This window comes from Chryseobacterium daecheongense, assembly GCF_003729955.1.
GTDB classification, from domain to species: domain Bacteria; phylum Bacteroidota; class Bacteroidia; order Flavobacteriales; family Weeksellaceae; genus Chryseobacterium; species Chryseobacterium daecheongense.
Genome location: NZ_RJTX01000001.1, coordinates 1,565,962 through 1,591,027 on the forward strand (window position 1 = coordinate 1,565,962; position 25,066 = coordinate 1,591,027).

General features: G+C 36.6%; 21 protein-coding genes. 12 read left to right on the forward strand and 9 right to left on the reverse strand.

Annotation, left to right across the window (positions count from 1 at the left end):
• Position 1: 1 nt before the first annotated feature.
• On the reverse strand, positions 2-2,128 hold the full coding sequence (locus EGI05_RS07340; RefSeq protein ID WP_123262603.1) for a helix-turn-helix domain-containing protein: 2,127 nt from the start codon (positions 2,126-2,128) through the stop codon (positions 2-4).
• 81 nt (positions 2,129-2,209) lie between these two features.
• Here EGI05_RS07340 and EGI05_RS07345 point away from each other — a divergent pair, with 81 nt between their 5' ends.
• Positions 2,210-2,644: a hypothetical protein gene (locus EGI05_RS07345; RefSeq protein ID WP_123262374.1), complete on the forward strand. Its 435-nt coding sequence runs from the start codon at positions 2,210-2,212 to the stop codon at positions 2,642-2,644.
• A 106-nt stretch (positions 2,645-2,750) separates the two neighbouring features.
• Here EGI05_RS07345 and EGI05_RS07350 read toward each other — a convergent pair whose 3' ends face one another.
• Positions 2,751-3,266, reverse strand: coding sequence for a gamma carbonic anhydrase family protein (locus tag EGI05_RS07350; protein WP_123262375.1), 516 nt, complete (start codon positions 3,264-3,266; stop codon positions 2,751-2,753).
• 151 nt (positions 3,267-3,417) lie between these two features.
• Between EGI05_RS07350 and EGI05_RS07355 the strand changes: the two genes are divergently transcribed.
• From EGI05_RS07355 to EGI05_RS07370, 4 genes are all read left to right on the forward strand, one after another.
• Complete coding sequence (locus EGI05_RS07355) at positions 3,418-4,296, forward strand: NifU family protein (RefSeq protein ID WP_123262376.1); 879 nt, start codon at positions 3,418-3,420, stop codon at positions 4,294-4,296.
• A gap of 66 nt (positions 4,297-4,362) precedes the next feature.
• A complete protein-coding gene (hemH, locus tag EGI05_RS07360; protein WP_123262377.1) occupies positions 4,363-5,385 on the forward strand; it encodes a ferrochelatase in 1,023 nt (340 codons plus the stop codon).
• A gap of 210 nt (positions 5,386-5,595) precedes the next feature.
• Entirely contained in the window at positions 5,596-5,823 is a 228-nt protein-coding gene (locus EGI05_RS07365) for a hypothetical protein (protein ID WP_123262378.1), read from the forward strand.
• Positions 5,820-6,086 (forward strand): hypothetical protein, encoded by a 267-nt coding sequence (locus tag EGI05_RS07370; protein ID WP_123262379.1) that lies wholly within the window; start codon positions 5,820-5,822, stop codon positions 6,084-6,086. Before EGI05_RS07365 ends, EGI05_RS07370 begins: the two co-directional genes overlap by 4 nt.
• 9 nt (positions 6,087-6,095) lie before the next feature.
• Here EGI05_RS07370 and EGI05_RS07375 read toward each other — a convergent pair whose 3' ends face one another.
• Together EGI05_RS07375 and EGI05_RS07380 are read right to left on the reverse strand one after the other, a co-directional pair.
• Positions 6,096-7,310: a type IX secretion system plug protein gene (locus EGI05_RS07375; protein ID WP_123262380.1), complete on the reverse strand. Its 1,215-nt coding sequence runs from the start codon at positions 7,308-7,310 to the stop codon at positions 6,096-6,098.
• Positions 7,307-8,011 carry a TPM domain-containing protein gene (locus EGI05_RS07380; RefSeq protein WP_123262381.1) on the reverse strand — a complete coding sequence of 235 codons (705 nt, stop codon included), beginning with the start codon at positions 8,009-8,011 and terminating at the stop codon, positions 7,307-7,309. Before EGI05_RS07380 ends, EGI05_RS07375 begins: the two co-directional genes overlap by 4 nt.
• Positions 8,012-8,079: 68 nt before the next feature.
• On the opposite strand from EGI05_RS07380, the gene EGI05_RS07385 reads away from it, so the two are divergent.
• A complete protein-coding gene (locus EGI05_RS07385; protein WP_123262382.1) occupies positions 8,080-8,718 on the forward strand; it encodes an MBL fold metallo-hydrolase in 639 nt (212 codons plus the stop codon).
• Between the two features lie 110 nt (positions 8,719-8,828).
• Here the strand turns inward: EGI05_RS07385 and EGI05_RS07390 are convergent, their stop codons facing one another.
• The 3 genes from EGI05_RS07390 to EGI05_RS07400 are packed head-to-tail and all read right to left on the reverse strand — an operon-like array spanning position 8,829 to position 14,000.
• Entirely contained in the window at positions 8,829-11,267 is a 2,439-nt protein-coding gene (locus EGI05_RS07390; RefSeq protein ID WP_123262604.1) for a TonB-dependent receptor, read from the reverse strand.
• 21 nt (positions 11,268-11,288) lie between these two features.
• Positions 11,289-12,767 (reverse strand): trehalase family glycosidase, encoded by a 1,479-nt coding sequence (locus EGI05_RS07395; protein WP_123262383.1) that lies wholly within the window; start codon positions 12,765-12,767, stop codon positions 11,289-11,291.
• 3 nt (positions 12,768-12,770) lie between these two features.
• Complete coding sequence (locus EGI05_RS07400; RefSeq protein ID WP_123262384.1) at positions 12,771-14,000, reverse strand: MFS transporter; 1,230 nt, start codon at positions 13,998-14,000, stop codon at positions 12,771-12,773.
• 123 nt (positions 14,001-14,123) lie between these two features.
• Here EGI05_RS07400 and EGI05_RS07405 point away from each other — a divergent pair, with 123 nt between their 5' ends.
• Positions 14,124-14,987: an AraC family transcriptional regulator gene (locus EGI05_RS07405; RefSeq protein WP_123262385.1), complete on the forward strand. Its 864-nt coding sequence runs from the start codon at positions 14,124-14,126 to the stop codon at positions 14,985-14,987.
• Between the two features lie 201 nt (positions 14,988-15,188).
• Here EGI05_RS07405 and EGI05_RS07410 read toward each other — a convergent pair whose 3' ends face one another.
• On the reverse strand, positions 15,189-15,743 hold the full coding sequence (locus tag EGI05_RS07410; protein ID WP_123262386.1) for a thioredoxin family protein: 555 nt from the start codon (positions 15,741-15,743) through the stop codon (positions 15,189-15,191).
• A 152-nt stretch (positions 15,744-15,895) separates the two neighbouring features.
• Here EGI05_RS07410 and EGI05_RS07415 point away from each other — a divergent pair, with 152 nt between their 5' ends.
• The 5 genes from EGI05_RS07415 (at position 15,896) to EGI05_RS07435 (ending at position 23,817) form a co-directional block, all read left to right on the forward strand.
• A complete protein-coding gene (locus EGI05_RS07415) occupies positions 15,896-16,492 on the forward strand; it encodes a TetR/AcrR family transcriptional regulator (protein WP_123262387.1) in 597 nt (198 codons plus the stop codon).
• Between the two features lie 305 nt (positions 16,493-16,797).
• Positions 16,798-17,958, forward strand: coding sequence for an efflux RND transporter periplasmic adaptor subunit (locus tag EGI05_RS07420; RefSeq protein WP_123262388.1), 1,161 nt, complete (start codon positions 16,798-16,800; stop codon positions 17,956-17,958).
• Between the two features lie 42 nt (positions 17,959-18,000).
• A complete protein-coding gene (locus EGI05_RS07425; protein WP_123262389.1) occupies positions 18,001-21,171 on the forward strand; it encodes an efflux RND transporter permease subunit in 3,171 nt (1,056 codons plus the stop codon).
• Positions 21,172-21,182: 11 nt separating this feature from the next.
• Complete coding sequence (locus EGI05_RS07430) at positions 21,183-22,595, forward strand: efflux transporter outer membrane subunit (protein WP_123262390.1); 1,413 nt, start codon at positions 21,183-21,185, stop codon at positions 22,593-22,595.
• A 34-nt stretch (positions 22,596-22,629) separates the two neighbouring features.
• Positions 22,630-23,817, forward strand: coding sequence for an MFS transporter (locus EGI05_RS07435; protein ID WP_123262391.1), 1,188 nt, complete (start codon positions 22,630-22,632; stop codon positions 23,815-23,817).
• A gap of 276 nt (positions 23,818-24,093) precedes the next feature.
• On the opposite strand, the gene miaA is transcribed toward EGI05_RS07435, so the two are convergent.
• The gene (gene miaA, locus EGI05_RS07440) at positions 24,094-25,005 is read right to left on the reverse strand and encodes a tRNA (adenosine(37)-N6)-dimethylallyltransferase MiaA (RefSeq protein WP_123262392.1); all 912 of its coding nucleotides are present in this window, start codon (positions 25,003-25,005) and stop codon (positions 24,094-24,096) included.
• Positions 25,006-25,066 lie beyond the last annotated feature (61 nt).

The following is a 25,066-nucleotide window of genomic DNA, read 5'->3' on the forward strand; positions in this document are numbered from 1 at the left end:
TTTATTTCTCTTTTTCCTTTTGATAATTATAATGATTCAATAAAATCCTGATCTCATTAAACTCAAAATCATTGGGTAAAGCATTCTTCCATTCCGTTAATGTCTCATGTGGCTTTTTATTGAATTCCTCTTCAAAAGCTTTGATCTTATCTGAGGTAATCACTCTGGAAATATCCAACAATCCCTGCTCCGCAAATTTCGCCAGATGCCCAATAACAGTTTCTTTTACCAAACCTCTTTCCAAAGCAATTTCAGCAATGGTTTTTCCCTGCTCAAATAACTGGAACGTGAGAACCTGTGATGGAACTTTAGCAATTTTTAGATTAATCTCTTTATCATTCTTTTCGTCCAAAAGCTTAGTTTCCAGTAAATGAATCTCTTTTAAGCTATTCAGGTATTCTTCCAAATCTTCCAGCCATCTTTTGAACTCCTCATTGTATTGCTTCAGTCCTTTTGATCCTTTGATTTCAGCATAGAAGTCTTTCAAAGGACTAAAAATTTTATCTTTTACTTCTGTGAAGAAAAAATTAACTGCTCCTTTTGCTTTGCTTTCAATTTCAGACCATTCTTCTTTTTGATTAATAAAATTTGCGACTTTCTGAAATAAAACTCTTTCCAGCTTTTCGAAGATCTTTCCAAGATTTGCCGCATCCTGCTTCAACTGATGATAGAGCTGATTAGTTTTGAGATGATCAACACTTTTGGTGGTAACGGATAATTGGTTCCAGTCTTCCACTTCCTGCAGCAGCCACATACAATCAATGGTTCGAAGCACTTTTCGGATGCTGTAATCATATTTTTCCTGATTCAGGATAGTTTCCACATGATTATTGGCAAAAGTATCTCCCTGGAACTGTAAAATTCTGTTGTCTTTAAAGATAACTTCAGGAGTGATCTTAGATTTTAAAACAATACCTTCCAATGTTCTGCAACGGGAAAGTGCAACGTAAACCTGTCCTGCCGTAAAGCTTTTTCCGGCATCAATGATTACTTTATCAAACGTTAATCCCTGGCTTTTATGAATCGTAACGGCCCATGCTAACTTAATCGGAAACTGCTCAAAGCTTCCCAAAACTTCCTCCTTGATATTTTTCTCTGCATCCAGGAAATATTTTTTCTGTTCCCAAACTTCTCTTTTCACTACAATTTCCCTTTCGCTTCCATCCAGGATTACCCGGATCTCATTTTCATCCAGTGCAGAAATTTCACCAAGCTTTCCGTTAAAATATTTTTTATCCGGGGAAATATCATTTCTGATGAACATGATCTGTGCCCCAACTTTCAATTCCAAAAACTGCTCGTTGGGAAACTGGTTTTCTTTAAACTCTCCAAAAAGCTTAGCTTCATATGTGGAAGGATCAACTTTTATTTCCGCCAGTTTCTCCTGGTTGATCTCATCCGCCATTTTATTGTGAGAACACAGGTAAACGTAGGATTCATTTCCGGGATCAAAATCAGGATCATATCTTTCATTCAGATGCTCAAAATCAATATTAGCTACATCTCCGTCACGAATGGCATTCAGAATTTCAAGAAAGTCTTCGTCAGATTGTCTGTATACTTTGGTTAATTCAATCGTAATTAAAGGAATTTCTTTAATGGCATGGCTATCAAAAAAGAAAGGTGATTTATAATACAGCTTCAAAATATGCTCATCTCTTACCACTGGTGGAAGCTGATACAAATCTCCGATAAACAACATCTGTACTCCGCCAAACCTTTGATTATTTCTTCTGATAAACCGTAAGGAGAAATCCATCATATCCAGAACATCCGCTCTTAACATTGAAACCTCATCAATAATAAGAATTTCTACTTCCCTAAGCAGTTTAAGCTTATCTTTTCTATACTTAAAATGCGGCATCAGATCAGCAATATTATTTGCCAAACTGCCATCAATACGGTCTGTTGTAGGTAAAAAAGTCCTTAAAGGCAATCCAAACATCGAATGGATGGTAACCCCTCCTGCATTGATGGCTGCAATTCCGGTAGGCGCTACCACAATATGCTTTTTTCTCGTTCTTTTTACAAAATCATTAAGGAAAGTTGTCTTTCCCGTTCCTGCTCTTCCCGTAAGAAAAACACTTCTGTTGGTATGCTCTATTAAGTCAAAAAAATGATTGTTCATCGCCATCAAAATTACGGAAAATGAATGGGAAAATCCCGTAATGGCATAAATTTTGAAAAATCCCAGATACAATATTATTTTATGAAAAAAGCATTCCTGTATATTCCTGTTATAGCCTTTGCTATTGTTTCTTGCAAGAGTACGAATACGGCAGACCCCAACACTCTTCCTAAGGATATTTCTGAGAGACCCGCGGATGAAAACAGCCAGAAGTATGATAACAACCAGCTTGAAAAAATAAAGGCGGGAATTGATTCAGAAATTGCAAAAGAGAAATGTACTGACCCCAGCGAATGGGCATTTTCTCCGATAGGCTCAAAAGCATGCGGCGGCCCCGTAACGTATATTGCCTATCCTAAAAAACTGGAAGCCTCTATTTTACCTAAAATCCAGGAATATACCAGCAAAATGGCTGAATACAATAAGAAATATAATATTACCTCTGATTGTATGATGGCCAATGAACCCACATCTATCAGATGTGAGGATGAAAAAGCCGTTTTGGTATATCCATAACAATATAAAAGCCTATTGATGACAAACCCTCAGGCGATTTCACTAAGGATAAAAAAACTCCGTCTAAGATCTTAGGCGGAGTATTATTTTATTTTTTCAGAAAGTTTTAGTCTTTATACCAAGACGAATATTTCACATAATTATCTGCAATTCTATTCACCTCTCCTTCTAAAAGCTGTGCTGAAATATCTTTGATTTTTCTGGCCGGAATACCTCCCCAAACTTCTCCTGATTTGATATGGGTTCCCTGCGTCACTACGGAACCTGCACCTACAATTGAATTTTCTTCTACCAAACAGTCGTCCATCACAATGGCTCCCATCCCAATCAGAACATTATCCTGAATCGTGCAGCCATGAACAATCGCATTATGTCCGATAGAAACATTATTCCCGATATTCAGAGGGTGTTTCTGATAAGTACAATGCAACATGGCATTATCCTGAACATTCACCTTATTTCCCATTTTGATGTAGTGAACATCTCCTCTTATTACCGCATTATACCAAATGCTGCAATCTCTTCCCATTACCACATCTCCAATAATGGTTGCCGTTTCTGCCAAAAATGTATTTTCCCCGATCTGTGGTGTTTTTCCTAAAAGTTCTTTTACAAGTGCCATATTTTAATGTGATAAATTGATAATGAGTTTGTTTGAAATTGAAATCTAAGCCTTACGGTTTTTAAATTACAGTGATAGCGAAAATCTAATTTCTAATCTCCAACTTCTAATTTCTAATTACGTATTTTTGTATCTCAAATTTAACGAAAAAATGCGTAAGATACTTATAGAGCCAACAGAAAACCCAAAAGTGATGAAATTTGTAACTGATTACAACTTGATTCCAGGGTCTCTGGAGTTGGACAGAAGTTCAGATATCTCGGAAATCCCCCTTGCACAGGAGCTTTTCAATTATCCTTTTGTGGAAAGGGTTTTCATCACAGCGAATTTTGTGGCAGTGGCAAAGCAGGAAACCGTAGAATGGGAACATGTAGCTGAAAGCCTGAAAAATGTAATTGAAGATGAATTATTGGCCAACCCTAGAATCTATCTTCAGAAGAAAAAAGAAATGTATCAGATTTATGCGGAAATGACTCCTAATCCTAATGTGATGAAGTTTGTTTCCAATAAATTGTTGATGGATGGTTTCGTTGAAGTGAAATCAAGAGAGGCTGCAGGAGAAGTTCCTTTAGCTCAGGCTATATTTAATGAATTTGATTTTGCTCAGGAAGTTTTTATTTCCGACAATTTCGTTGCAGTTACCAAAAATGATTCTGTAGAATGGCATCAGATCATGATGGCTGTTCGTGGTTTCATTGCAGAATATCTACAGAATGGAGGGGTAATTTCCAACCTTGAGCCTCAAAAACATGAAAATCCTGTTGAAAAAATCATCAACAGAGATTATACCGATGATGAGCAGAAAATTTCTGACATTCTTAATGAATATGTTGCTCCTGCAGTAGAAAATGATGGCGGAAAAATTTCATTAATGGAATATGATGAAAGCACCAAAACTGCAAAAATGCTTTTACAAGGCGCTTGTTCCGGGTGTCCGAGTTCAACCGCTACCTTGAAGAACGGAATAGAGAATATTTTAAAGCAATTTGTTCCTGAATTAGTGGAAAAAGTAGAAGCTGTAAACGGATAAAAGCATAAGTAATCAGTAATATATAATAAGCAATAAAAATTACCCATTACTCATTATTTATAATTTATGAAAGGAATTTTATTAGTCAATCTCGGTTCACCAAAATCTACAGACGTAAATGATGTAAAGGAATATCTCGATGAGTTCCTGATGGATGAAAGAGTAATTGATTACCGCTGGATTTTCCGTGCGCTTTTAGTCCGTGGAATTATTTTAAAAACAAGACCTGCCAAATCCGCAGAAGCATATAAAACAGTTTGGACCAAAGAAGGATCACCCCTTATTGTCATCACTGAAAAAATTCAGAAAAAACTGCAAAAGCTGGTGGATGTTCCTGTAGAAATCGGGATGAGATATGCTGAACCCAGCATCGAAACAGGAATTCAGAAACTGGTTGATAAAGGGGTTTCTGAAATCGTTCTTTTCCCATTGTATCCGCAATACGCGATGAGCACAACGGAAACAGTGATTGAAAAGGCGGAAGAGGTAAGAAAGAAAAAATTCCCGGGGGTAAAAATCAATTATATTCAACCTTTTTATAACAGGGATATTTATATTGACTGCCTATCTGAAAGTATTAAAGAAAAATTACCTGAAAACTTCGATGCTTTACAGTTCTCTTACCACGGGGTCCCGGAAAGACATATTTATAAAACCGATCCTACCAAAACCTGTAATCTGAACGATTGCTGTTCAAGAGATGATAATCCAAGCCATCAGTTTTGCTATCGCCATCAATGTTATAAAACCACTGAATCTGTTATTGAAAGACTGAACCTTCCTAAAGAGAAAACCATTGTTTCTTTCCAGTCAAGATTAGGGAAAGACAAATGGATAGAGCCTTACACGGACGAAACATTAGAAACTATTCCTAAAAAAGGAATTAAAAACCTGGCTATTGTTTGCCCAGCGTTCGTTTCGGATTGTTTGGAAACTTTGGAGGAGATTTCCGTAGAAGGTAAAGAAGAGTTTTTACATGCAGGCGGAGAAAACTTCCATTACATTCCTTGTCTGAATGATGAAGACAGATGGATCCATGTCATCAAAGTTTTATGTGAAGAAAAACTGAATGAGTTTTATCTGGTTTAATTAGAATTTTAAATACATCTACTCAATATCATTTAATTAAATTAAATGATATTTTTTTATTACACCCCCCCCCATAAAAAAGCAATTAAATATAAATAAAATACATTTAAATAAAATTAACCCTATAAAAATATAGGGTTATATTTAAATAATTATTTTTTTGTAATTTTACCCATGTAAATATGTTGGACAATTAAAATATTAATTACTATGGACACTACTGTTAAAGTTTTAAAACATAAAATTGATAATTTTACACCTGAGTTATTAAAAGCTTTTGTGAAAGTTGTAGAAAATTTTGAAAATCAGAACAAATCTGTGATTCCTCAATTTCAGCTTGATGAAATTCTTTACAGAATACAGTTTCATAAAGAGAATCCAAAAACAAAACTTGATTTTTTCAAGAACATTTCTGAGCTTGAAAATAATTTATCATGATGAAAACCCTTCTATCATCTATTGCTGAAAATGATATAAAACTGCTCATCAGAGTATTCAATTCTGATGAGAAAAATAAAGGAAAGGAATTCATTGGAGAGTTAAAGAAATGCATTAATGAGATATTAGAGCATCATGAAAACCATAAACCCCAGGAAATATCGTTTCATAAAATGCAAAATTTTCCTGTTGCTATCCATTACATTTTTGAAAACGGAGAAACATTGCTAATCATTGCAGTTTTCAGAAAAAATGGAAACTGAAGATAGAAATTATCTCACCGGTGTCCTGAATTCTCCATATCCCATTAAGCCATCATAATTTCTTCCGAAAGGAGCATAATATAAAAATGCCTGATAGAGGTTTTCAGTCTGCCAGAAGTTTCCATTGATTTCTCCGAAGTTTAAGGCTCCATTAGCTTCTTTTGTCGCCAGAATATAGTTGTAGAAACCTTGTTTGAGGTAAATTCTCGCTACATATTTTTTATTGGCTTCATCATATTCCATCTGATATTCTTTTTTAGGCTGGAAATCATTAAATCCTCCCAATACGTAAATTTCTTTCTCCATTCTATCAGAATCCAAAGAAAAGTAAACCCATGCATAATCAGCCTCTCTTTCAGCATTTCTTTCTATTCCCATATCATTTCTTCTGTAATACCATGCTCCGTTAACATCAGGTTGGTACTGATAATTTAAAGGATATGCCCAAACCGGATGCAGATAAGTATTGTTCACTCCGTCTTTTACTTCTGTGGCACGAACCATATCTGCCGCCATATCTATGTTTTTATTATCAAAATAATAAAATTCATTGTTTCCCGGGAAAGTCAGGCTCATTTGTTGGAACAGCAATTTATTTCCTAATGTTGAGCTCGGTTTGAGGTTATTCACTGTAACATTCAGATTGTTATTCTGCATTACATTCAGGCTCATGGAATTCACATTGGAAGAGAGATCCCCTCCTTTTGAGACAGCCTGTACTTCCACCCTTTGGTTGATCTCAGGATTTTTAGCATCGGCAATTCTGGAAACATTCAACGCTAAGGCTGCCGCATCTTCCACCACATAAAACCTTTTTCTAAAAAGTGGCTTTTCTGCAGAATCCTTATAGACAATAAGCTCAAAATTCCCTGAAATCTTAGGTTGCATTTTTTCATTCGGGAATGCTAATGTATAGTGGGTATACGCCTGCAGGGTATTAAATGAATACTGAAACTGATCCAGCAGTCCGTTCAGGCTTCCTGTAGCGAATTCCGTGAAGAAAAGATTATCATCATTCCAGTTTCTGTCATAATGCTTAAGAGTATACCTGTAAATCTGACTGGAATTGGTAAGGTCATCAAAACTCAGAATCAGTTTTTCTCCCAACCTAATGACAGGAGTTTCGTCGTTCGTCTGAGGATTGAATAGTTGTATGCTTTGGATATTTTGTCCCAGAAATAATGTTGAAAATCCTATTACTAATATCAACGCTAATTTTTTCATTTCTTTAAATATTTATCAATTTCTTCAAGCGACACTAAAACTCCTTCATAAAATTTTTCTTGTCTAAAATTATTTACAATTTGATCATCGATCAACTTTTGCAAAAAATCATCTGGAATAGACTTTCTTGCTATATAAGTAGTAGAAAATCTTATTTCCCTTAGATCTTTACTGAAAACCAGAATCATTTTTCCGTTTTGACTATTGGAGTGATTGTCCCAATTATTTAATATTTCAAAAGAGTATTCAGTAATGTCTTTATAAGGGTAAAAGTTATCAACTTCTAAAATCAGAATATCTATTTTATTTATTTTTCTAATTTCTACTATTTTGTTCTTTAAACTTTGGTATTGTTGATAAGTAAATGTATTATCAAAATCGACAATCTGTGTAAAAAGAAAAAATGAATAATTATTGTTCAACTTTAATGAACAATTTCTTATTAATTCTCTTTTAACCTTATATTGAAAGACATTAAAATAATTTGTAGAATTCTCATCAATCTCAGTTTCAGGAAGATTTTCCATATATTTTAATAATTCCTTTCCTATAAACTCCGTCTCCTTACCATATAACTTTATTGAATCTGACGTATTAAAAGCTTTTAAAGAATCACAAACTCTTTGAGCCAACACTTTATAATCCTGAGAATAGGCTATAGAACTATAAAATAGCAGGAAAAAGAAAACTATTTTTTTCATTACCACGAAGATAGCTAAAAAACCCCATTTCTTAATAATATCGTATTTTTGGTAAAAATATTCAGAACATGCTTCAGATTCAAGGCTTCGTATTCAACTTTGCGAGCGAAAACACCTATATCATCTATAATGAAAACAAAAATGCCTGGCTAATTGATCCTGGGAATATGAACGAACAGGAAACCAAAGCAATTAGTGACTTCATTATCAACAATGGGTTAACAATTCAGAAAATTCTTCTTACTCATGCTCATATTGATCATGTGTTAGGTCTGCAGTGGGCTTTTGACACATTTAAAGTTCCTGTGATCATGCATCAGGAAGACCAGGAGGTGTTGGATATGCTTCAAATGAGCGGAATGAGATTCGGATTCCAGATCAATCCGGTAAAAGTGGATATTAAATATATTAATGAAGGCGATCTACTTGATTTGGATGGTGAACAATTTAAAATCTACCATGTTCCGGGACATTCTCCAGGAAGCGTAGTATACCATAATGAAAACCAGAAATTCATGATCTCCGGTGATGTCCTTTTTGAAGGGAGTATCGGAAGAACGGATTTATACAAAGGAAATTATGACCAACTTATTGATGGGATCAGAACCAAGCTTTTCATTTTGGATGAAGAAACACAGGTTTTTTCTGGGCATGGAAATCCTACTACCATTGGATTTGAGAAACAGTATAATCCTTTTCTGAGGTAGAGGTTCGGGATTCGGATTGCTAGATTCGTGGTTCGAGTTTTGAGCTCCAAAATATAAACAATACAACCGCTTCAATTGAAGCGGTTGTATTTTGAATATAAGTAAAAAGTTTAGAAATCCAATGTAATGGAAGCTCTTGCTGCAGCGCCCATGATAGGTCTCGCCATAATAATCCCGTCTCCTGTAGGAGATCCTGCTCTTGGGTCACCTTCCGTAATACCAATTGTGTTAAAGATATTGGTTCCATCAACTGCAAAACGTATTTTCCCTAACTGATAAGACATTCCCGCTCCAAATTCCGTAAATGAAGGCAATGTCTGTGCATTTTTCTCATCCTGGAAGCGTTTTCCGTAATAATTCATACTCACATAAGTTCTCCATTCTTTGGTAATATTGATAGCAGGTGAAATATTGAAGTAGAACTTAGGCATTCTTCTTACAGAATTTCCATCATAATCAAATGTACTTCCATCGGAGTTTCGTCCTGTGAAATCATTGTATTTAGGATTCTGGATCGTCCCGTTAAAAGTCACTTCCAGTAAATTGTTAAATAATCTTGCATAACCTTCCAATTCTACCCCAAGGTTGGTGGTATTGGCAAATTTATTTTCAGATGTTCCGTCCGAATATACATCGGTAAAGGAAAGATTTTTAAGTGTTGAATAGAAAGGAATCACTGCCACATCAAATAACCGGGAGTAATATTTGTATCCTAATTCCAGCTGGTCTGTATATACTGGTTCAATTTTGCTCAAGTCATTCATGTTGTTATAATATGCCTCTTCATTCGGAGATCTGAACCCGTGAGAAAAACGGGCGTATACAGCATTTTCTCTGTTGATCTTATAATTGGTTGCCAAGGTATAAGATACTTTGCTGATATCGTAGTACCAATATGTATATTTATTTCCTAAAACAGACATTCCATCATCTGCCGTTGTAGTCAAGAAACTGTGGGTTCCGTCTGTGGTGAGATTAGAATCATTAAGATTGGAAGAGATCGTATTTACCCCATATCCTTTATAGAAATCACGGCTGTAACGGATCCCTCCATTGAAGCTTAACTGATCCGTAACGTTATAATCTACATTCAAGTATACATCATTTAAGCTCCCCTGAATTTGAGAATCTCTTAACAAGAATGACATATTGGTCACTCCATTATAAGTTTTAGAGTACCCGAAATCACTCGGAGAAAGAGAGGTATCTACTAAATTCAGTAACTGAGGTCTGTCTGTAGCTGTTGTAAGGATATTACTCCAGTTCCAATACTGATGAGATTTCCAGTTGGATTTATAGAAACCGGCTGTAATATTTCCTTTATCAAATTTATAATTGAATTGTAGATCATTCACAAAATTATTCATCTGCTTATCAATGGCCCAGAATCCTAATTTCTGAACATATTGAGGAGTCATGATAGCCCCTGAGCTTACCGAAGAATATTGATAATTGTTTCCGGAGATTCCGTTTGCAGCTGCAAAATCAGCAGCCAACTGCGGCCCTCCTGCAGGGAAAATCCCCGTATAGTTCATATCAATATTGGTATATTTTGTCTTATTTAAAACAGTGAAATTGTCTCCAAGATCATATTTAAATTCTGCTCCTACCACATCTACTTTAGGATGGATCCCATTTTCAAGGTCTCTGCTGAAAAATCCGCCTCCTGCTTGTGGAATATTAAGCTGACTAATCGTTCTGTAGCTATAGGTTCCGTAATTAGGGTCAAATCCCGGGAATTCTTTTAAATCATTTCCGTTCTGAACCAAAGGAATCGGCAGATAGAATGTATTTCTGTCATTTAATTTTTTATAGTACACTTTAGCGTATCCTTTATCGAAAACATATTTCAGATTAGCCTTGATCTGTCCTCCATTATTAGCTTTAAAACCTGTTTTTCTGATTCCGTCATCCGTTCTGTAAAAACCTCCTACATTGAAAAACAATTTATCTTCAATTAAAGCACCCCCTAAGTTAACATCCGTACGCATTAATCCATATGTACTGGTCTCTAACTTTGCTACTCCTCTAAAGGTGTTTGTTCCTTCCTTGGAAATAAAATTGATAAGTCCCCCCGGAGAATTATTGGCGTAAATAGAACCGGAACCTCCTCTCAAAGCTTCCAATCGGTTTACCGTGTTATCTACACGGAAAAAATTATCTGCATTGGCAAACTGTAAAGCCCCGTCTTCAAAAACGGGCAATCCGTCTTCCTGCACCTGTACGAACTCATATGCTCCGGCAGAAGGAATACCTCTTGCAAAAAGGTTATTTCCTACTTCACCACCTGAAGTTTCCACGGCAAATCCGGGAACTCTTTGTAATAGAGCAGCTGCACTTACAGGGTTTTGTTTCTGAATTTCTTTTGCACTGAATGTGGAAATTGCAGTACTTGATTCTATTTTCTTTTTCGGATTGGAATTTCCTGTAATTACCACCTGATCAATAGAATTGGTCTTAATGGAATCCTGAGGATTTTCCTGCGCATACATATTATTGAAATAAAGCGTAGCTATTCCGGCAATTAAAAAGATTGATTTTTTTTTCATAGCCATATTGATTTTTATTGTTTAGTTTTGTTTCAGTTGTAAATAGACTCCATTGGTCCATCCGAAGCCATCCTGGTTGGGATATTCTCCCCCACCAGCAATAGTTTCCGTATCCAGTGCATTGTATTTTTCCATCAGTTTCCCGGTATTCTTATATACTCTTTCTACATTGGAACACCAGTTATTTTTTATAGCTTCCGCCAATTCATCAAAGCCATAATTTTTCATTGCTTTAAAACCTAGCCATTGATAAGGCGCCCAAGCATTCGGAAGATCCCATTGCTGACCGCTTTGTTTGGTAGTGGTGACCAATCCGCCCGGATATAAAAATTTTTCAGATATCGCTTCGGCTACCTTTTTGGCCTGATCTTCATTGGCTAATCCAAGAAATAAAGGATAAAGAGCAGCAATATGTTCAGACGGTGTGTTTTTGTGTTTTTTTATATGATAATCTCTGTATATTCCTGTACTTTCATCCCAGAAATAATTGTCAATCATCTGTCTTCGGCCTGCTGCTCTCTCTGTATAATAATTGTGTTTTTTTGTCAAATTCTGGAGTTCTGAAGATTGAGCCAATGTAGATTCCAAATGCCATAAAAGGCAATTAAGATCCACTTGGGCCAGATTCAGGGTTTCTATGGTCTGTATGGTTTCTCCGTCTGCAAACCATCTGCTGGAAAAATCCCAGCCGGATTCGCAGGCGCTTCTTATGTTTCTGTAAAATTCTTCGGAGGTATTTTGGTTATCTTCAATATCTATCAAATAACTTTCCGGACGCGGAGTATTTTCGCTATCATAATAACGGTTAAGAATATCCCCATCTCTTGTTTTCACTACCCTTTTAATACATGAATCGTTATCCAGCTCCTCTTCCCCTTTCATCCAGAAAGCATATTCTTTCTCTAAAGTATCATAATACTTGAGATAGATATTTTCATCACCTGTAGTTTCAAACAGCAAATCCAGCATTAAAGAAAAATAGGGTGGCTGAGAACGGCTTAGAAAATGAGTCCTGCTCGCGTTAGGAACAAATCCTACATTCTGAATCAGGTAAGAACAGTTTTCAATGATGTTTTCCATCATTTCTATCCTTCCGGAAGCCTGTAATCCGAGCATAATAAAATAGCTGTCCCAGTAGAAAAATTCGTTGAAACGTCCTCCCGGAACTATATAAGGTTTCGGAAGCTTAAGTAATGTTCCTTTTTCTTCATAGGCGGTACGTGCCAATTCATCCCAAAGTTTTTCTATATGCTGTTCTATGGGTAACAGATCTTCTCTCTGAATGGAAATTCTAGCCCCTAAAAAATCAAAATTCTCCAATACAAAAGCTTTTAAATCAAAATCCTGCTTTTGTTTTTCTATTTCATATTTCTCATTGATTTCCGAAACAGGAAATAATGGAACCGCATCCGTCATCATTTTCTGATCTTCAAAAATCTGTGCTCTCTGAACATGATCAAAAAGAACTTTAATTTCATTAATATAAAGCTGCTTGTTCATTTTTTAATTTTTAGGATTTATTTTAATTCTGTTCATAAAGATGGCCGAGATGAACAACAATGAAAGGGGTATCAACGAAAGATAAAATGCCTGTTGCCCGCTGAATTCCTGAAACACAAAACCTGTGATCATTGACCCTATAGTTCCTCCAATTGCCGAAAAAACTACAATAAGTCCGGACATTGCACTATGCAGATATTTAGGAATAGAAGCCAAAATCACGGAGTTGATACTCGGATAAATAGGGGCGAGCAGACCGCCCATCAATGGAAATAAATACACCACAAGCGGCGCATCCAACCAACTGGCATTGGTGTTGATATGAATATTATGAGTTAAAGGCAGAACCAGTAATATGCTTATGGCAAAACCAATAACGCAGAATGATACTACGTAAATCCAGCTGAATTTTCTGGAGAAAAATCCGGACAAAAACCTTCCCAAAGCAAATGCACCTGCTAAAACAGCACCTGCCTGAATGCTCATGGAAGTAGGGACTTTCAAAATTTCTTTATAAAATGTCGGGGTCCATGTCTGGAAGCTTTGTTCTACCAAAACAAAAAGGAAAGCACAAAGCAAAAAGAACAGAACTTTTTTATAACTGAATAAGCTTATGCTGTTTTTAATATCTCCCCATAAATCCGTTTTTTCACTTCTCGCCTCGTGCTCATCCAGCTTAGAAAAGAAAAGGAATAGAAACGAAACTAATGAAAGCCCTCCCAACACCCAATATACATTCAGCCAATGGGTAGATTTCGGATTATGATCATCTATAAATAAGCTGAAAAGAACGTTTCCTGCCAATACACCTACCATAAAAAAACCTTCTAAAAATCCCATGAAGCTGGAATGTTCTTTATCTGTTTCCGTAACAAGCCCAATGGAGGTAAAAACGGATATTTTTATTAAGGCAAAGGAAATCCCTACAATGGCAAATAATAGTTTGAAAAACCAGAAATCATTGGAGAAAGGCATCACAAAACACATGCAGCTTACCAGAAACAAGGCAATCAGCATAGAGTTTTTAATTCCTATTTTAGGCAAAAAAGATGCTAAAATAAAGGAGCAAATAGCAATGGGCAAATCTTTGAAACCTTCCAATACACTTGCAGAAGATTTTGAAATCCCAAAGTTCTGCTGTACCTGAAGGATAACCGTCCCCACAGAATTCAACAGAATGGCAAAAACAAAATAATTTAAGAATAAAACCGCCTTTATATTGAAATTTTTCATTAAAATAATTTCTTGTTGGCTAAGATAGAAGCATTTGCGTTAACGTTAATTTAACACAATAAATCAATATTTGAACTATATTAATATAATTATTATTTTTAGCCATAAAATAACATTAATTGAATGAAAGTTACTTTTGAAAGGGTAATTCCTGATGAAAAGAGCTCTTTTCGCACGATCCACAACAACTCCCCTATTTCTGAATTCAAATGGGAATATCATTATCATCCCGAAATTGAGCTGGTTTGTGTAATTTCCGGGAACGGAACACGACATGTCGGTTATCATAAAAGCAATTATACCAATGGTGATTTGGTCTTGATTGGTTCTAACATTCCGCATTCAGGATTCGGACTGAACTCTATTGATCCACATGAAGAAATCGTACTACAGTTCAAGGAAGAAATCCTCCAGTTCCCACAGCAGGAAGTAGAAGCCAGGTCTATTAAAAATTTGCTTGAGTTATCAAAGTATGGGATTCACTTTCATCATAAAGTCAAAAAATCCTTGCTTCCAAAACTGAAGCTTATGCTGGAGTCAGAAGGTTATAAAAGATACCTGTTATTATTGGAAATTCTTTTCGAGCTCTCAAAATGTAAGGATTATGAATTGTTGAATAATGAAATTATGCCTTACACCATCATTTCAAAAAATAAAACCCGCCTGGAAAATATTTTCACCTATGTAGAACATCATTATGATAAGGATATTGATATAGAAGATGTAGCCAGATTAGCAAACTTGACACTTCCTGCTTTCTGTAATTTTTTCAAAAAGGCCACTCAGATCACTTTTACAGAATTTGTGAACCGCTATCGTATTAATAAAGCCTGTTTGATGATGGCACAGGACAAAAGTATCTCTGAAAGCAGCTATAGCTGTGGATTTAATAATGTGACCTATTTCAACAGGATGTTTAAAAAATATACGGAGAAAACGCCTTCGGAATTTATCAAAGACTATTCGCATAATAAAGTGAGTGTGTAGATTATTAAGTTGAGGTTGAGGTTAAGGTTAAGGTTGAGGATGTGATACTTCGACTTCTCAATATGACACAAATAGAAATTTAAAGCAATTGCTTAAAAAAATCTGCGTAATCAGCTCATCCACGAGGAAACAAATTAAATAATCATCAAATAAAAAGCTGTTCATTACTGAACAGCTTCATATTATTTTAGATGAGTTTAATTATTTCCATTTAATATTACACCCCATACTCGGTCTTTGAATTTCCTCCTGTGGTTCACCCAACAAAAGATTTTCAAAGGCAATAATTAAATCTTCCCCTGTTACTTCCTTATTATTCCCCGGTCTTGAATCATCCATTTGTCCTCTATAGATAAGGTCAAGTTTTTCATCAAAGAAATAGAAATCCGGAGTACAAGCGGCATCATATGCTTTGGCTACTGCCTGGCTTTCATCATATAAATAAGGAAAATCAAATTTTCTTTCGATTTGGAATTCAATCATCTTTTCAGGAGAATCTGCAGGGTATTTTTCAACATCATTCGCATTGATGGCTACGAACTCTATCCCTTTTTCATGATAATCTTCATATAGCTCATTAAGCTTATCAATCACATGAAGAACAAACGGACAATGGTTGCACATAAAAATCACCAATGTTCCTTTTTCTCCTTTCAGTTCTTCCAATGACTGAATTTCGTTACTTTTTGATGGATTCGGAAGCTCAAAAAACGGAGCTTTTGTTCCTAATGCCAACATATTTGAGGGTGTATTCATAACCTTATACTTTGCTGACAAAGATAAAAATTTCTTTTATTAATAGCACATTCAGGATTTTATAAAGTTGCGTTAAATGTTAAAGTTAATTTATTATTTGGAAGTTATATTTAAAAGTTCGTAGTTTTGCTAACACTGTTAGTAAAATTATCATGGGTTTACATGAGCGCCGTCAACGAGAAAAAGAATCTATTCGTGCAAATATTTTGCAGGCGGCTTTCGGTTTGGCTAAAACAGAAGGATGGGCTTCGCTTTCCATGCGTAAAATAGCAGACGCTATTGAATACAGCGCTCCCGTAGTATATGATTATTTTGAAAACAAAGAAGCTATTTTATTTGAAATTTCTTTGAACGGTTTTGATCTTTTGAATAAAGAACTGATAAAAGCCAAAAAGAAATATGACACTCCTGAAGAACAGCTTACAGCCATTGTAGATGCCTACTGGAAGTTTGCTTTTAAAAATAAGGAATATTATCAGCTGATGTTTGGTCTTGGAATGCAGTGCAGCGGAAAAGGACAAATGAAAAAGGAGTTTTCTTCTTTCCAGGATATGATTTATTACTGCACGTATGATATCATTAAAAAGAATGGTTCCAATACGGATAATGCCTGTCATATGTCACATGCTTTATTTTCAGCTGTACACGGTTTGATCTCCATTATGATGATGCGTAACACAGATATTCCTTCCACAATGAACAAGACGACTTTAGACGAAACTGTTTCGGCTTTTATTAAGTCTTTGTAAATTTTTTTTGAACTTATATTAACACCGTTAGGAAAAGTAACACTAAATATTCAATCTTTTTTGAATTGTAAAAACTAAAAACTCACTAATTAACACTGTTAGCAAATTTAACACACCTCATCTTTATATAGCTAAACCAACATTAAAAAAGAAACGATAATTATGAAAATGACCATCTAACCGATCATTAAAAATTCAATAATTTTTTTTGAACTTATCATTAACACTGTTAGCAAAATTAACAGGATTTACATGAAAACAACATTACTTAATTCAAACACTTCATTAAAAAAATTAAACTCAAAATGAAAATAACTGGAAAAACAAGGATCATCATACTCATCACCAGTATTATCCTTTTACAAAGTTGCAGCAAGGCCGCAGAAGGTGCAAACCAGGCCCCTCCTGCTCCGGAATTACCGGTTTACACCGTAATTACTTCTCCAGCCACTACATACCAGGAATTCCCTACTGCATTAGAAGGAAAAAATAATGTAGAGATCAGATCACAGGTAGATGGCTATCTTGATAGAATATATGTGGAGGAAGGAGCTTACGTAAGAGCCGGACAGCCACTATTCAAAATAGATTCAAGGGCTTACGGAGAACAGATGAATATGGCCCAGGCGAACTTACAAGCTGCTAATGCCAATATTCAGAAAGCGAAAGTGGAAGTAGACAGACTGCAACCACTGGTAGCAGCAAAAGTAGTTTCTGATGTACAATTAAAAACTGCAAAAGCTAATTATGCAGCCGCTGTAGCAGCCGCCTCACAGGCAAAAGCATCAGTGGGAAGCGCAAAGATCAATGTAGGATTTACCACCATTACAGCTCCTGTAAGCGGTTATATAGGAAGAATTCCGTACAAAAAAGGAAGCCTGATCTCCAGAACAGATCCTAATCCATTGACTTTATTATCCGATATCAGTGAAATTTACGCCTATTTCTCGTTAAGCGAACTTGATTTCATTGCTTTTCAGAATAAATACCCGGGCGCAACCTTGGATGAGAAACTGAAAAATATGCCTATGGTGGAACTGGTAATCGCGGATAACAGCATTTACCCGGAAAAAGGAAAGATGAGCATTGTAGACGGACAGTTTGATAAAACAACAGGAGCCATCAGTGTACGTGCAGAATTCCCTAATGCCAAAGGAATGCTGAGAACAGGAAATACAGGAAGAGTACGTCTGCCTCAACTGTTTTCCAATGTAGTGGTTATTCCTCAGGAATCTACTTTTGAAATTCAGGACAAAACCTATGTATATGTCGTTGGAAAAGATCAGAAAGTAGTCAGTAAACCTATCAAAATCTCCGGAAAAACAGACAGCTATTACTTCATTTCAGAAGGATTATCTCCTGGAGAAAAGATTGTATATACCGGAATCGGGAATTTAAAGGATGGTGCTTCGATCAAACCCAAAGCGATCTCTTCGGACAGCCTGTTCAAAGCTAAACCTTTGTAAACTTCTTTTCAATTACAGAAGACTTAAAAAAATAAACTTCTTATGTTAAAACAATTTATAGAAAGACCGGTACTTTCAACGGTCATATCCATTATACTCTTACTTTTGGGAGCACTATCGGTTTTCAACCTTCCGATTACCCTGTTTCCGGATATTGCTCCACCAAGTGTTCAGGTGACAGCATTCTACCCGGGAGCCAATGCGGAAGTGGTAGCCCGTTCTGTGGCAACTCCTATTGAAGAGGCCGTAAATGGTGTGGAGAACATGACCTACATGACCTCCAACTCCAGTAACGACGGTACCATGACTCTGAGCGTGTATTTCAAGCAAGGCTCGGATGCAGATAATGCAGCAGTAAACGTTCAGAACCGTGTATCCAAAGCCATGAGCCAGCTTCCTCAGGAAGTTGTTCAGGCGGGAATCTCCACCCAGAAGGTTCAGAACAGTTTCATCATGTTCATGGGATTATACAGTGAAGATCCAAAGCAATATGACGAGCTTTTCCTGCAGAATTACATGAAAATCAACATCATTCCGCAACTTCAGCGTATTCCGGGTGTTGCACAGGCACAGGTTTTCGGGACAAGGGATTATTCCATGCGTATCTGGTTGAAGCCGGATAGATTGGCAGCCAACAATCTTTCTCCACAGGAAGTAATGAATGCCATTAAAGACCATAACCTTGAAGCTGCTCCGGGACGTTTGGGACAAGGAAGTAAGGAAACTTACGAATATATCCTTAAATATAAAGGTAAGCTAAACAAAAACGAAGACTACGAAAATATTGCGATCAAAGCCAATAATGATGGTTCATTCTTAAGGCTGAAAGATGTGGCAAGAGTGGAATTCGGTTCTTATACCTATACCGCAGCCAACAGAGTTGACGGGAAACCCGTATCCGGTTTTGCGATATTGCAAACTGCAGACTCCAATGCCAATGAAATCTTGACTGAAATTGAAAAACAGGTAGATGAGTTTTCAAAAACCCTTCCAAAGGGAGTGAAGCCTATCATCATGTACAATTCCAAAGACTTCCTTGATGCTTCTATTCATCAGGTGGTGGAAACTTTGGTAATTGCATTCATTCTGGTATTCATCGTAGTGTATATTTTCCTTCAGGATTTCAGATCTACGTTGATTCCTGCTATTGCAGTACCTGTAGCAATTATCGGTACGTTCTTCTTCCTTCAGCTGTTTGGTTTCAGCATCAACATGCTTACGTTGTTTGCTTTGGTTCTCGCCATTGGTATTGTAGTAGATGACGCCATTGTAGTTGTGGAAGCCGTCCATTCCAAAATGGAACATACAGGAATGTCTGTTGACCAAGCCACCACAAATTCCATGAGTGAAATTTCAGGAGCCATTATTTCCATTACATTAGTGATGTGTGCGGTATTTGTACCTGTTGGTTTCATGCAGGGACCTGCAGGTGTATTCTACAGACAGTTTGCTTTCACTTTGGTCATTGCCATTTTGATCTCGGCTGTGAATGCATTAACACTCAGTCCGGCTTTATGTGCATTATTCTTAAATGATACGCAAGGAGAACATGGTCAGAAAAAAGGTTTTGGAGGAAGATTCTTCAATGCATTCAATGCAAGCTTCAACACCATGACCAAAAAATATATTTACAGTCTTAAATTTTTAATTAAAAACAAATGGGTTGCAGTTGGAGGTCTCGTTATCATCACAGCAGCAAGCATTTTCTTAATTAAAAAAGCTCCTTCAGGATTTATTCCTACAGAAGATCAGGGATTCGTTTTATATGCAGTGAACACTCCTCCGGGAAGTTCATTGGAAAGAACTCATAGAGCAACGGAACAAATTGATAAAATTGTAAATGGTGAAAGTGCAACCAACCACCTTTGGGTTGCGGACGGTTTGAACTTCATCAGTAATGCCAATGCTTCTCCCTACTCTGCCGGTTTCATCAAGTTGAAAGATTATGACGAACGTGGTGAAATGAAGGACCCAGATCAGATTGCAGCAGCATTAACCGGAAAAGTAAGCCAGGTAAAAGATGCGAATGCTTTCTTCTTCAACTTCCCTACCGTACAGGGATTTGGTAACGTGTCCGGTTTTGAGTTCATGCTTCAGGATAAAACCAACGGTTCTTTTGAGCAATTGGGAACAACTACCCAAGCTTTTATCGGAGAGTTGATGAAACGTCCGGAAATTGCATTCGCTTTCACAACGTATGCAGCAGGAAATCCTCAATACACCATTGAAGTAGACTCAGATAAGGCTAATCAATTGGGAGTGTCTGTTACAGATTTAATGCAAACCATGCAGATCTATTATGGAAGTAGCTTTGTTTCGGACTTTAACAGATTCGGTAAATATTACAGGGTAATGGCTCAGGCGGATATTCCTTATCGTACGGATGTGAATTCTTTGGAAGGGATTTTCGTTAAAAATAATTTAGGCGAAATGGTTCCGGTAAAAACTTTAGTTACTTTAAAAAGAACATTCGGTCCTGAAACTGTTACAAGAAATAACCTATTCAACGCTGTTACTATCAACGGAACTCCAAAACCTGGTTACAGTACAGGTGACGCTATTAAAGCGGTGGAAGAAGTAGCCAAACAATCTCTTCCGAGAGGATACGGATATGAATGGACAGGTATTACCCGTGAAGAGATCAAAACCGGAGGCCAGACTGCTTTCATTTTCCTTTTAAGTATCCTGTTTGTATACTTTTTATTGGCAGCACAGTATGAAAGTTATATTCTTCCGTTCGCGATTATCTTAACGGTTCCTACCGGAATATTCGGAGTGTTTGCCTTCACAGGTTTAGCAGGAATTGATAATAATATTTATGTACAGGTAGGATTAATCATGCTTGTCGGATTACTGGCGAAAAACGCGATTTTGATTGTCGAATTTGCCGTTCAGAGAAGAAAAGCAGGAAAATCTTTAATAGAATCTGCTCTTCAGGCTTCAAGATTACGTTTGAGACCTATTTTGATGACCTCGTTCGCTTTCATCATCGGTATGCTTCCATTGGTTTGGACGCAGGGAGCTTCTGCAAAAGGTAACCATTCTATCGGTTGGAGTACTGTTGGCGGAATGCTGACCGGAGTAGTATTTGGAATTTTCATCATTCCTGTACTGTATGTGATTTTCCAGTATCTGCATGAAAAAATGCCGAGCAGAAAAAAGAGAAGACTTCAAAAGCAAGAACATGAACAAGCCCTAACAACTGTTCATTAAAAAGAAAAACTATGAAAAGAATAAAGAATATTTTTCTAACACTCATATTGGCTGTAGCCTCGGTTTCGTGTGTGTCTAAATTAGCATACACGGAGCCGGAGGTCCAGCTCCCTGAAAAATTCCAGTACACTGCTACTGCAGACACGGCAAGTGTGGCCAATCTGGAATGGAAAGAATTTTTCAATGATCCGATTTTACGAGACCTTATTGAAAAAGGAATTAAAAATAACTATGATCTGCAAATTGCCTTAAAACAGGTTGCTTCTTCACAGGAAAAACTAAAACAGGCAAAGTATCTTCAGTACCCTGATGTTGGTTTTGGAGTGAATGCACAGATTTCAAGACCTTCTAAAAACAGTATGAACGGACAAAGCCTTAATCTATTCTTAGGCCAAAGCCATGTTGAAGATTACAATGCAGCATTCAATCTTTCCTGGGAAGCGGATATCTGGGGAAAGATCAAAAATCAGCAGGAAGTTTCAAGAATGCAGTACCTGCAAACGTATGAAGCTACCAAAGCCATACAAACTCAGGTTGTAGCGGCTATTGCACAAGGATATTATAATTTGCTGATGCTTGATAAGCAATTAAGTATTGCTAAAGCTAACCTAGAATTAAGCAATAATACGTTATCCATCACGCAAAAAATGTGGGACAGTGGAGACACTACTTCTCTGGGAGTTCAACAGGCTACTGCTCAAAAGCAGTCTACAGAACTTTTAATCTCACAGTTGGAACAGAATATTGCCATTCAGGAAAATGCGTTGAGTATTTTGGTAGGTGAAAATCCGAATAAAGTGAACAGAACTATTGAAATGTCTGATACTTCTTTACCTCAAAATATTTCAGCAGGTCTTCCTGCAGCAATGGTAAGCCGCCGTCCTGATGTACGCCAACAGGAATTGGTTTTATTGGAATCCAATGCGATGGTAGGAATTGCTCAGGCCAATATGTATCCGTCTTTGAAAATTACGGCAACCGGTGGTGTGAACTCTTTCAAATTTGATAACTGGTTCCAGATTCCGGCTTCATTATTTGGTTCGGTTCTGGGAGGAATCACTCAGCCTATTTTCCAGAAAAGACAGTTGAAAACTGACCTGGAGGTAGCTAAAATTCAAAGAGAGAAAAATGTATTGGCTTTCCGTCAATCCGTTCTCAATGCGGTTGGTGAAGTTTCTGATGCTTTGGTTTCCAATGAAAGCCTAAAAGTTCAGGAACAAAAAGCTACGGAACAGGTACAGACATTAAAAGAAGGAATCAAAAGTGCTCAGCTCCTATACAAAGGTGGCATGGCAAATTATCTTGAAGTGATTACCGCTCAGGCGAATTCACTTCAGGCAGAACTTAATCTTGCATCCGTAAAAAGACAAAGACTCAGTAGTATCGTTGATCTTTACAGAGCTCTTGGTGGCGGTTGGAAGTAGGCGAAATAAATTCTAATGGTTAAATTAATCTAATATGAAAAAGTCGATATATGCACTTGCTTTTGGGGCTTTCGGAATTATCAATACGGAATTTGGGGTTATCGGAATTTTACCAACAATTGCTAAGGTTTTCAATATTTCTGTAGATACTGCAGGGTGGTTGTTAGGTGGATTTGCACTTACCGTGGCTTTTTCATCGCCTATTATTACAGCAATTACAACTAAAATCAATCGTAAAGTATTGTTGTGTTTAGTTTTAGGAATGTTCATTCTTTCCAATCTGCTATCTGCATTTTCTCCTAATTTCACAATATTGATGATTGCAAGGATTATTCCTGCTATATTCCACCCATTATTTTGGAATATTTCTTTGGCCATTGCATTTAAAGAGAATGGTTCAAAAGGCGTTTCTACTGTGATGGCCGGTTTAAGTATTGCAACTGTTTTAGGTGTTCCGCTTACCACTTACGCAGCAGAATTTTTCAATAATTGGCAGGCTTCGTTCTTTCTTTCAAGTGTGATTAGTCTGATTGCTTTTTTGAGCCTGTTATTTTTCGTCCCGTCTATTCCCGGAAATTCAGAAAAAGCGACCAAATCTCAGTTTCACGTTTTGAAAGATGCGCAACTTTGGCTCAATCTGATTTCTACCATTCTTACTCTGGCGGCCATGTTTTCCAGCTATAGCTATTTGGCTGCTTATTTAGAAAAAATCACTAAAATGAATGGTACAGAAATTAGTATCATGCTGCTTTTATTTGGAATTGCAGGGATTTTCGGAAATTGGATTATGGGCATTGCGTTGGGTAAAAAGCTAATGCAAACTTCACGATTATTTTATGTTCTTCTTATTTCTGTGCAGCTGTTGGCTTACTATTTTGGGGGCTTTTTCATACCAATGGTGATTATTCTTTCCTTTTGGGGGCTTATTCACACTGGGGGCTTTTTAGTTCCCAACCTGCGAACTACGCACTCTGTCCCTAAAGATACCTTGGAATTTGTAAACAGTTTGCTCACTTCTTGTTACAATATCGGGATTTCTCTTGGTGCTTTCTTGGGTGGATTCGTTATTGCACAGTATGGAATTCATTTTGTGGTTTGGATGAGTATTGGCTTGCTGGCGATCACTTTAGGCATAAGCTTCATAACTTTTACTAAAAAGGAAAAAATCAATTCAGAAGTAAATAAAAGAAATATTGAAGAAACTGAAGTTGCTTGTACGTAAACCAGACAAAGAAACTCTTTACAAGATGAATTTCAATTTGTGTCAATAAAAAATACAGAGATTGAGATCTATTGTTAATCTTTATAGAACTTTTGGCGGCGGTTGGAAGTAGTAAATTAAATTATATTGTTGAATGCGGTCTTTCGGGGCCGCATTTTTATTGCTTAAGTGCAAAGAAATGTTTTATTTAAAAGGCAAATATGACAACAAGGTCGCTGGTGAAGTTAGCTTTATAGAATCAATTTCATTGATTCTTTGTGTTAAAAAATCAACTTATTATTGAAACTGTTCAGAAATCCATTGAATCAGATCCTCAAAATCTTTTTGAGAATATCCTATCTGCAAATAATGAATATCATTCGCTTTTCTGTACCACGTTAACTGTCGTTTTGCATACCTGCGGCTGTTTTTCTTGATTTCAGAAACTGCAAAATCCAGATCCCATTCTCCATCAAAATATTTGAACAGTTCTGAATAACCAACAGTGTTTAAGGCCGTTAAATCTTTAAATTCTTCCAGCCTTCTTGCTTCCTCCAGCAAACCTTTCTCCATCATGATTTCCACTCTTCTGTTGATCCTGTCGTACAGTTCTTCTCTTGGAGCCTCAATTCCGATCCGGATTACATTAAAATCTCTTGAATCCTGTGAAACAGCTATCAGTTCAGAATATTTTGTATCTGTTTGCCAGATTACATCAATCGCTCTTAAAAGCCTTCTGTGATTATGGATGTCCACCACAGCATAATATTCCGGATCAAGAACTTTCAATATTTCCTGAAGCTTTTCGATACCATCAGAATCCAATATATTCTGTAATTTCTCCTGGTTTTCAGCATTGGCTTCAGGAAGATCATTCAACCCTTCAAGAACTGCTTTTTCATACATCATACTTCCTCCGACAAGGATTACAGTATCATGTTTTTCAAATAATTCATTGAGCTTTTTCAGAGCATCTTCCTCGTATTGCCCTATAGAATAATAATCCTGTACAGAAAGACTGCCAATAAAATGATGCGGAGCTTCTGCCAGTTCTTCTTCTGAAGGTGCTGCCGTTCCTATTTTCATTTCTTTAAAAAACTGCCGGGAATCACAGGAAATAATTTCAGTATTGAAATGTTTTGCCAGATCAATTGCGAGTCTTGTTTTGCCAATTCCGGTGGGACCTACTACAGAAATCAAATTTTTCATAGGGAATCGTAAATCTTATCAATGTTTGTATTTTCAAAATCATTGCGATTTCACAGTGCTA

Excerpts from the sequence above, each read along its gene's own strand:
- EGI05_RS07340 (WP_123262603.1), bottom strand. The coding sequence starts at position 2,128 with ATGAACAATCATTTTTTTGACTTAATAGAGCATACCAACAGAAGTGTT.
- EGI05_RS07345 (WP_123262374.1), top strand. The coding sequence starts at position 2,210 with ATGAAAAAAGCATTCCTGTATATTCCTGTTATAGCCTTTGCTATTGTT.
- EGI05_RS07350 (WP_123262375.1), bottom strand. The coding sequence starts at position 3,266 with ATGGCACTTGTAAAAGAACTTTTAGGAAAAACACCACAGATCGGGGAA.
- EGI05_RS07355 (WP_123262376.1), top strand. The coding sequence starts at position 3,418 with ATGCGTAAGATACTTATAGAGCCAACAGAAAACCCAAAAGTGATGAAA.
- hemH (WP_123262377.1), top strand. The coding sequence starts at position 4,363 with ATGAAAGGAATTTTATTAGTCAATCTCGGTTCACCAAAATCTACAGAC.
- EGI05_RS07365 (WP_123262378.1), top strand. The coding sequence starts at position 5,596 with ATGGACACTACTGTTAAAGTTTTAAAACATAAAATTGATAATTTTACA.
- EGI05_RS07370 (WP_123262379.1), top strand. The coding sequence starts at position 5,820 with ATGATGAAAACCCTTCTATCATCTATTGCTGAAAATGATATAAAACTG.
- EGI05_RS07375 (WP_123262380.1), bottom strand. The coding sequence starts at position 7,310 with ATGAAAAAATTAGCGTTGATATTAGTAATAGGATTTTCAACATTATTT.
- EGI05_RS07380 (WP_123262381.1), bottom strand. The coding sequence starts at position 8,011 with ATGAAAAAAATAGTTTTCTTTTTCCTGCTATTTTATAGTTCTATAGCC.
- EGI05_RS07385 (WP_123262382.1), top strand. The coding sequence starts at position 8,080 with ATGCTTCAGATTCAAGGCTTCGTATTCAACTTTGCGAGCGAAAACACC.
- EGI05_RS07390 (WP_123262604.1), bottom strand. The coding sequence starts at position 11,267 with ATGAAAAAAAAATCAATCTTTTTAATTGCCGGAATAGCTACGCTTTAT.
- EGI05_RS07395 (WP_123262383.1), bottom strand. The coding sequence starts at position 12,767 with ATGAACAAGCAGCTTTATATTAATGAAATTAAAGTTCTTTTTGATCAT.
- EGI05_RS07400 (WP_123262384.1), bottom strand. The coding sequence starts at position 14,000 with ATGAAAAATTTCAATATAAAGGCGGTTTTATTCTTAAATTATTTTGTT.
- EGI05_RS07405 (WP_123262385.1), top strand. The coding sequence starts at position 14,124 with ATGAAAGTTACTTTTGAAAGGGTAATTCCTGATGAAAAGAGCTCTTTT.
- EGI05_RS07410 (WP_123262386.1), bottom strand. The coding sequence starts at position 15,743 with ATGAATACACCCTCAAATATGTTGGCATTAGGAACAAAAGCTCCGTTT.
- EGI05_RS07415 (WP_123262387.1), top strand. The coding sequence starts at position 15,896 with ATGGGTTTACATGAGCGCCGTCAACGAGAAAAAGAATCTATTCGTGCA.
- EGI05_RS07420 (WP_123262388.1), top strand. The coding sequence starts at position 16,798 with ATGAAAATAACTGGAAAAACAAGGATCATCATACTCATCACCAGTATT.
- EGI05_RS07425 (WP_123262389.1), top strand. The coding sequence starts at position 18,001 with ATGTTAAAACAATTTATAGAAAGACCGGTACTTTCAACGGTCATATCC.
- EGI05_RS07430 (WP_123262390.1), top strand. The coding sequence starts at position 21,183 with ATGAAAAGAATAAAGAATATTTTTCTAACACTCATATTGGCTGTAGCC.
- EGI05_RS07435 (WP_123262391.1), top strand. The coding sequence starts at position 22,630 with ATGAAAAAGTCGATATATGCACTTGCTTTTGGGGCTTTCGGAATTATC.
- miaA (WP_123262392.1), bottom strand. The coding sequence starts at position 25,005 with ATGAAAAATTTGATTTCTGTAGTAGGTCCCACCGGAATTGGCAAAACA.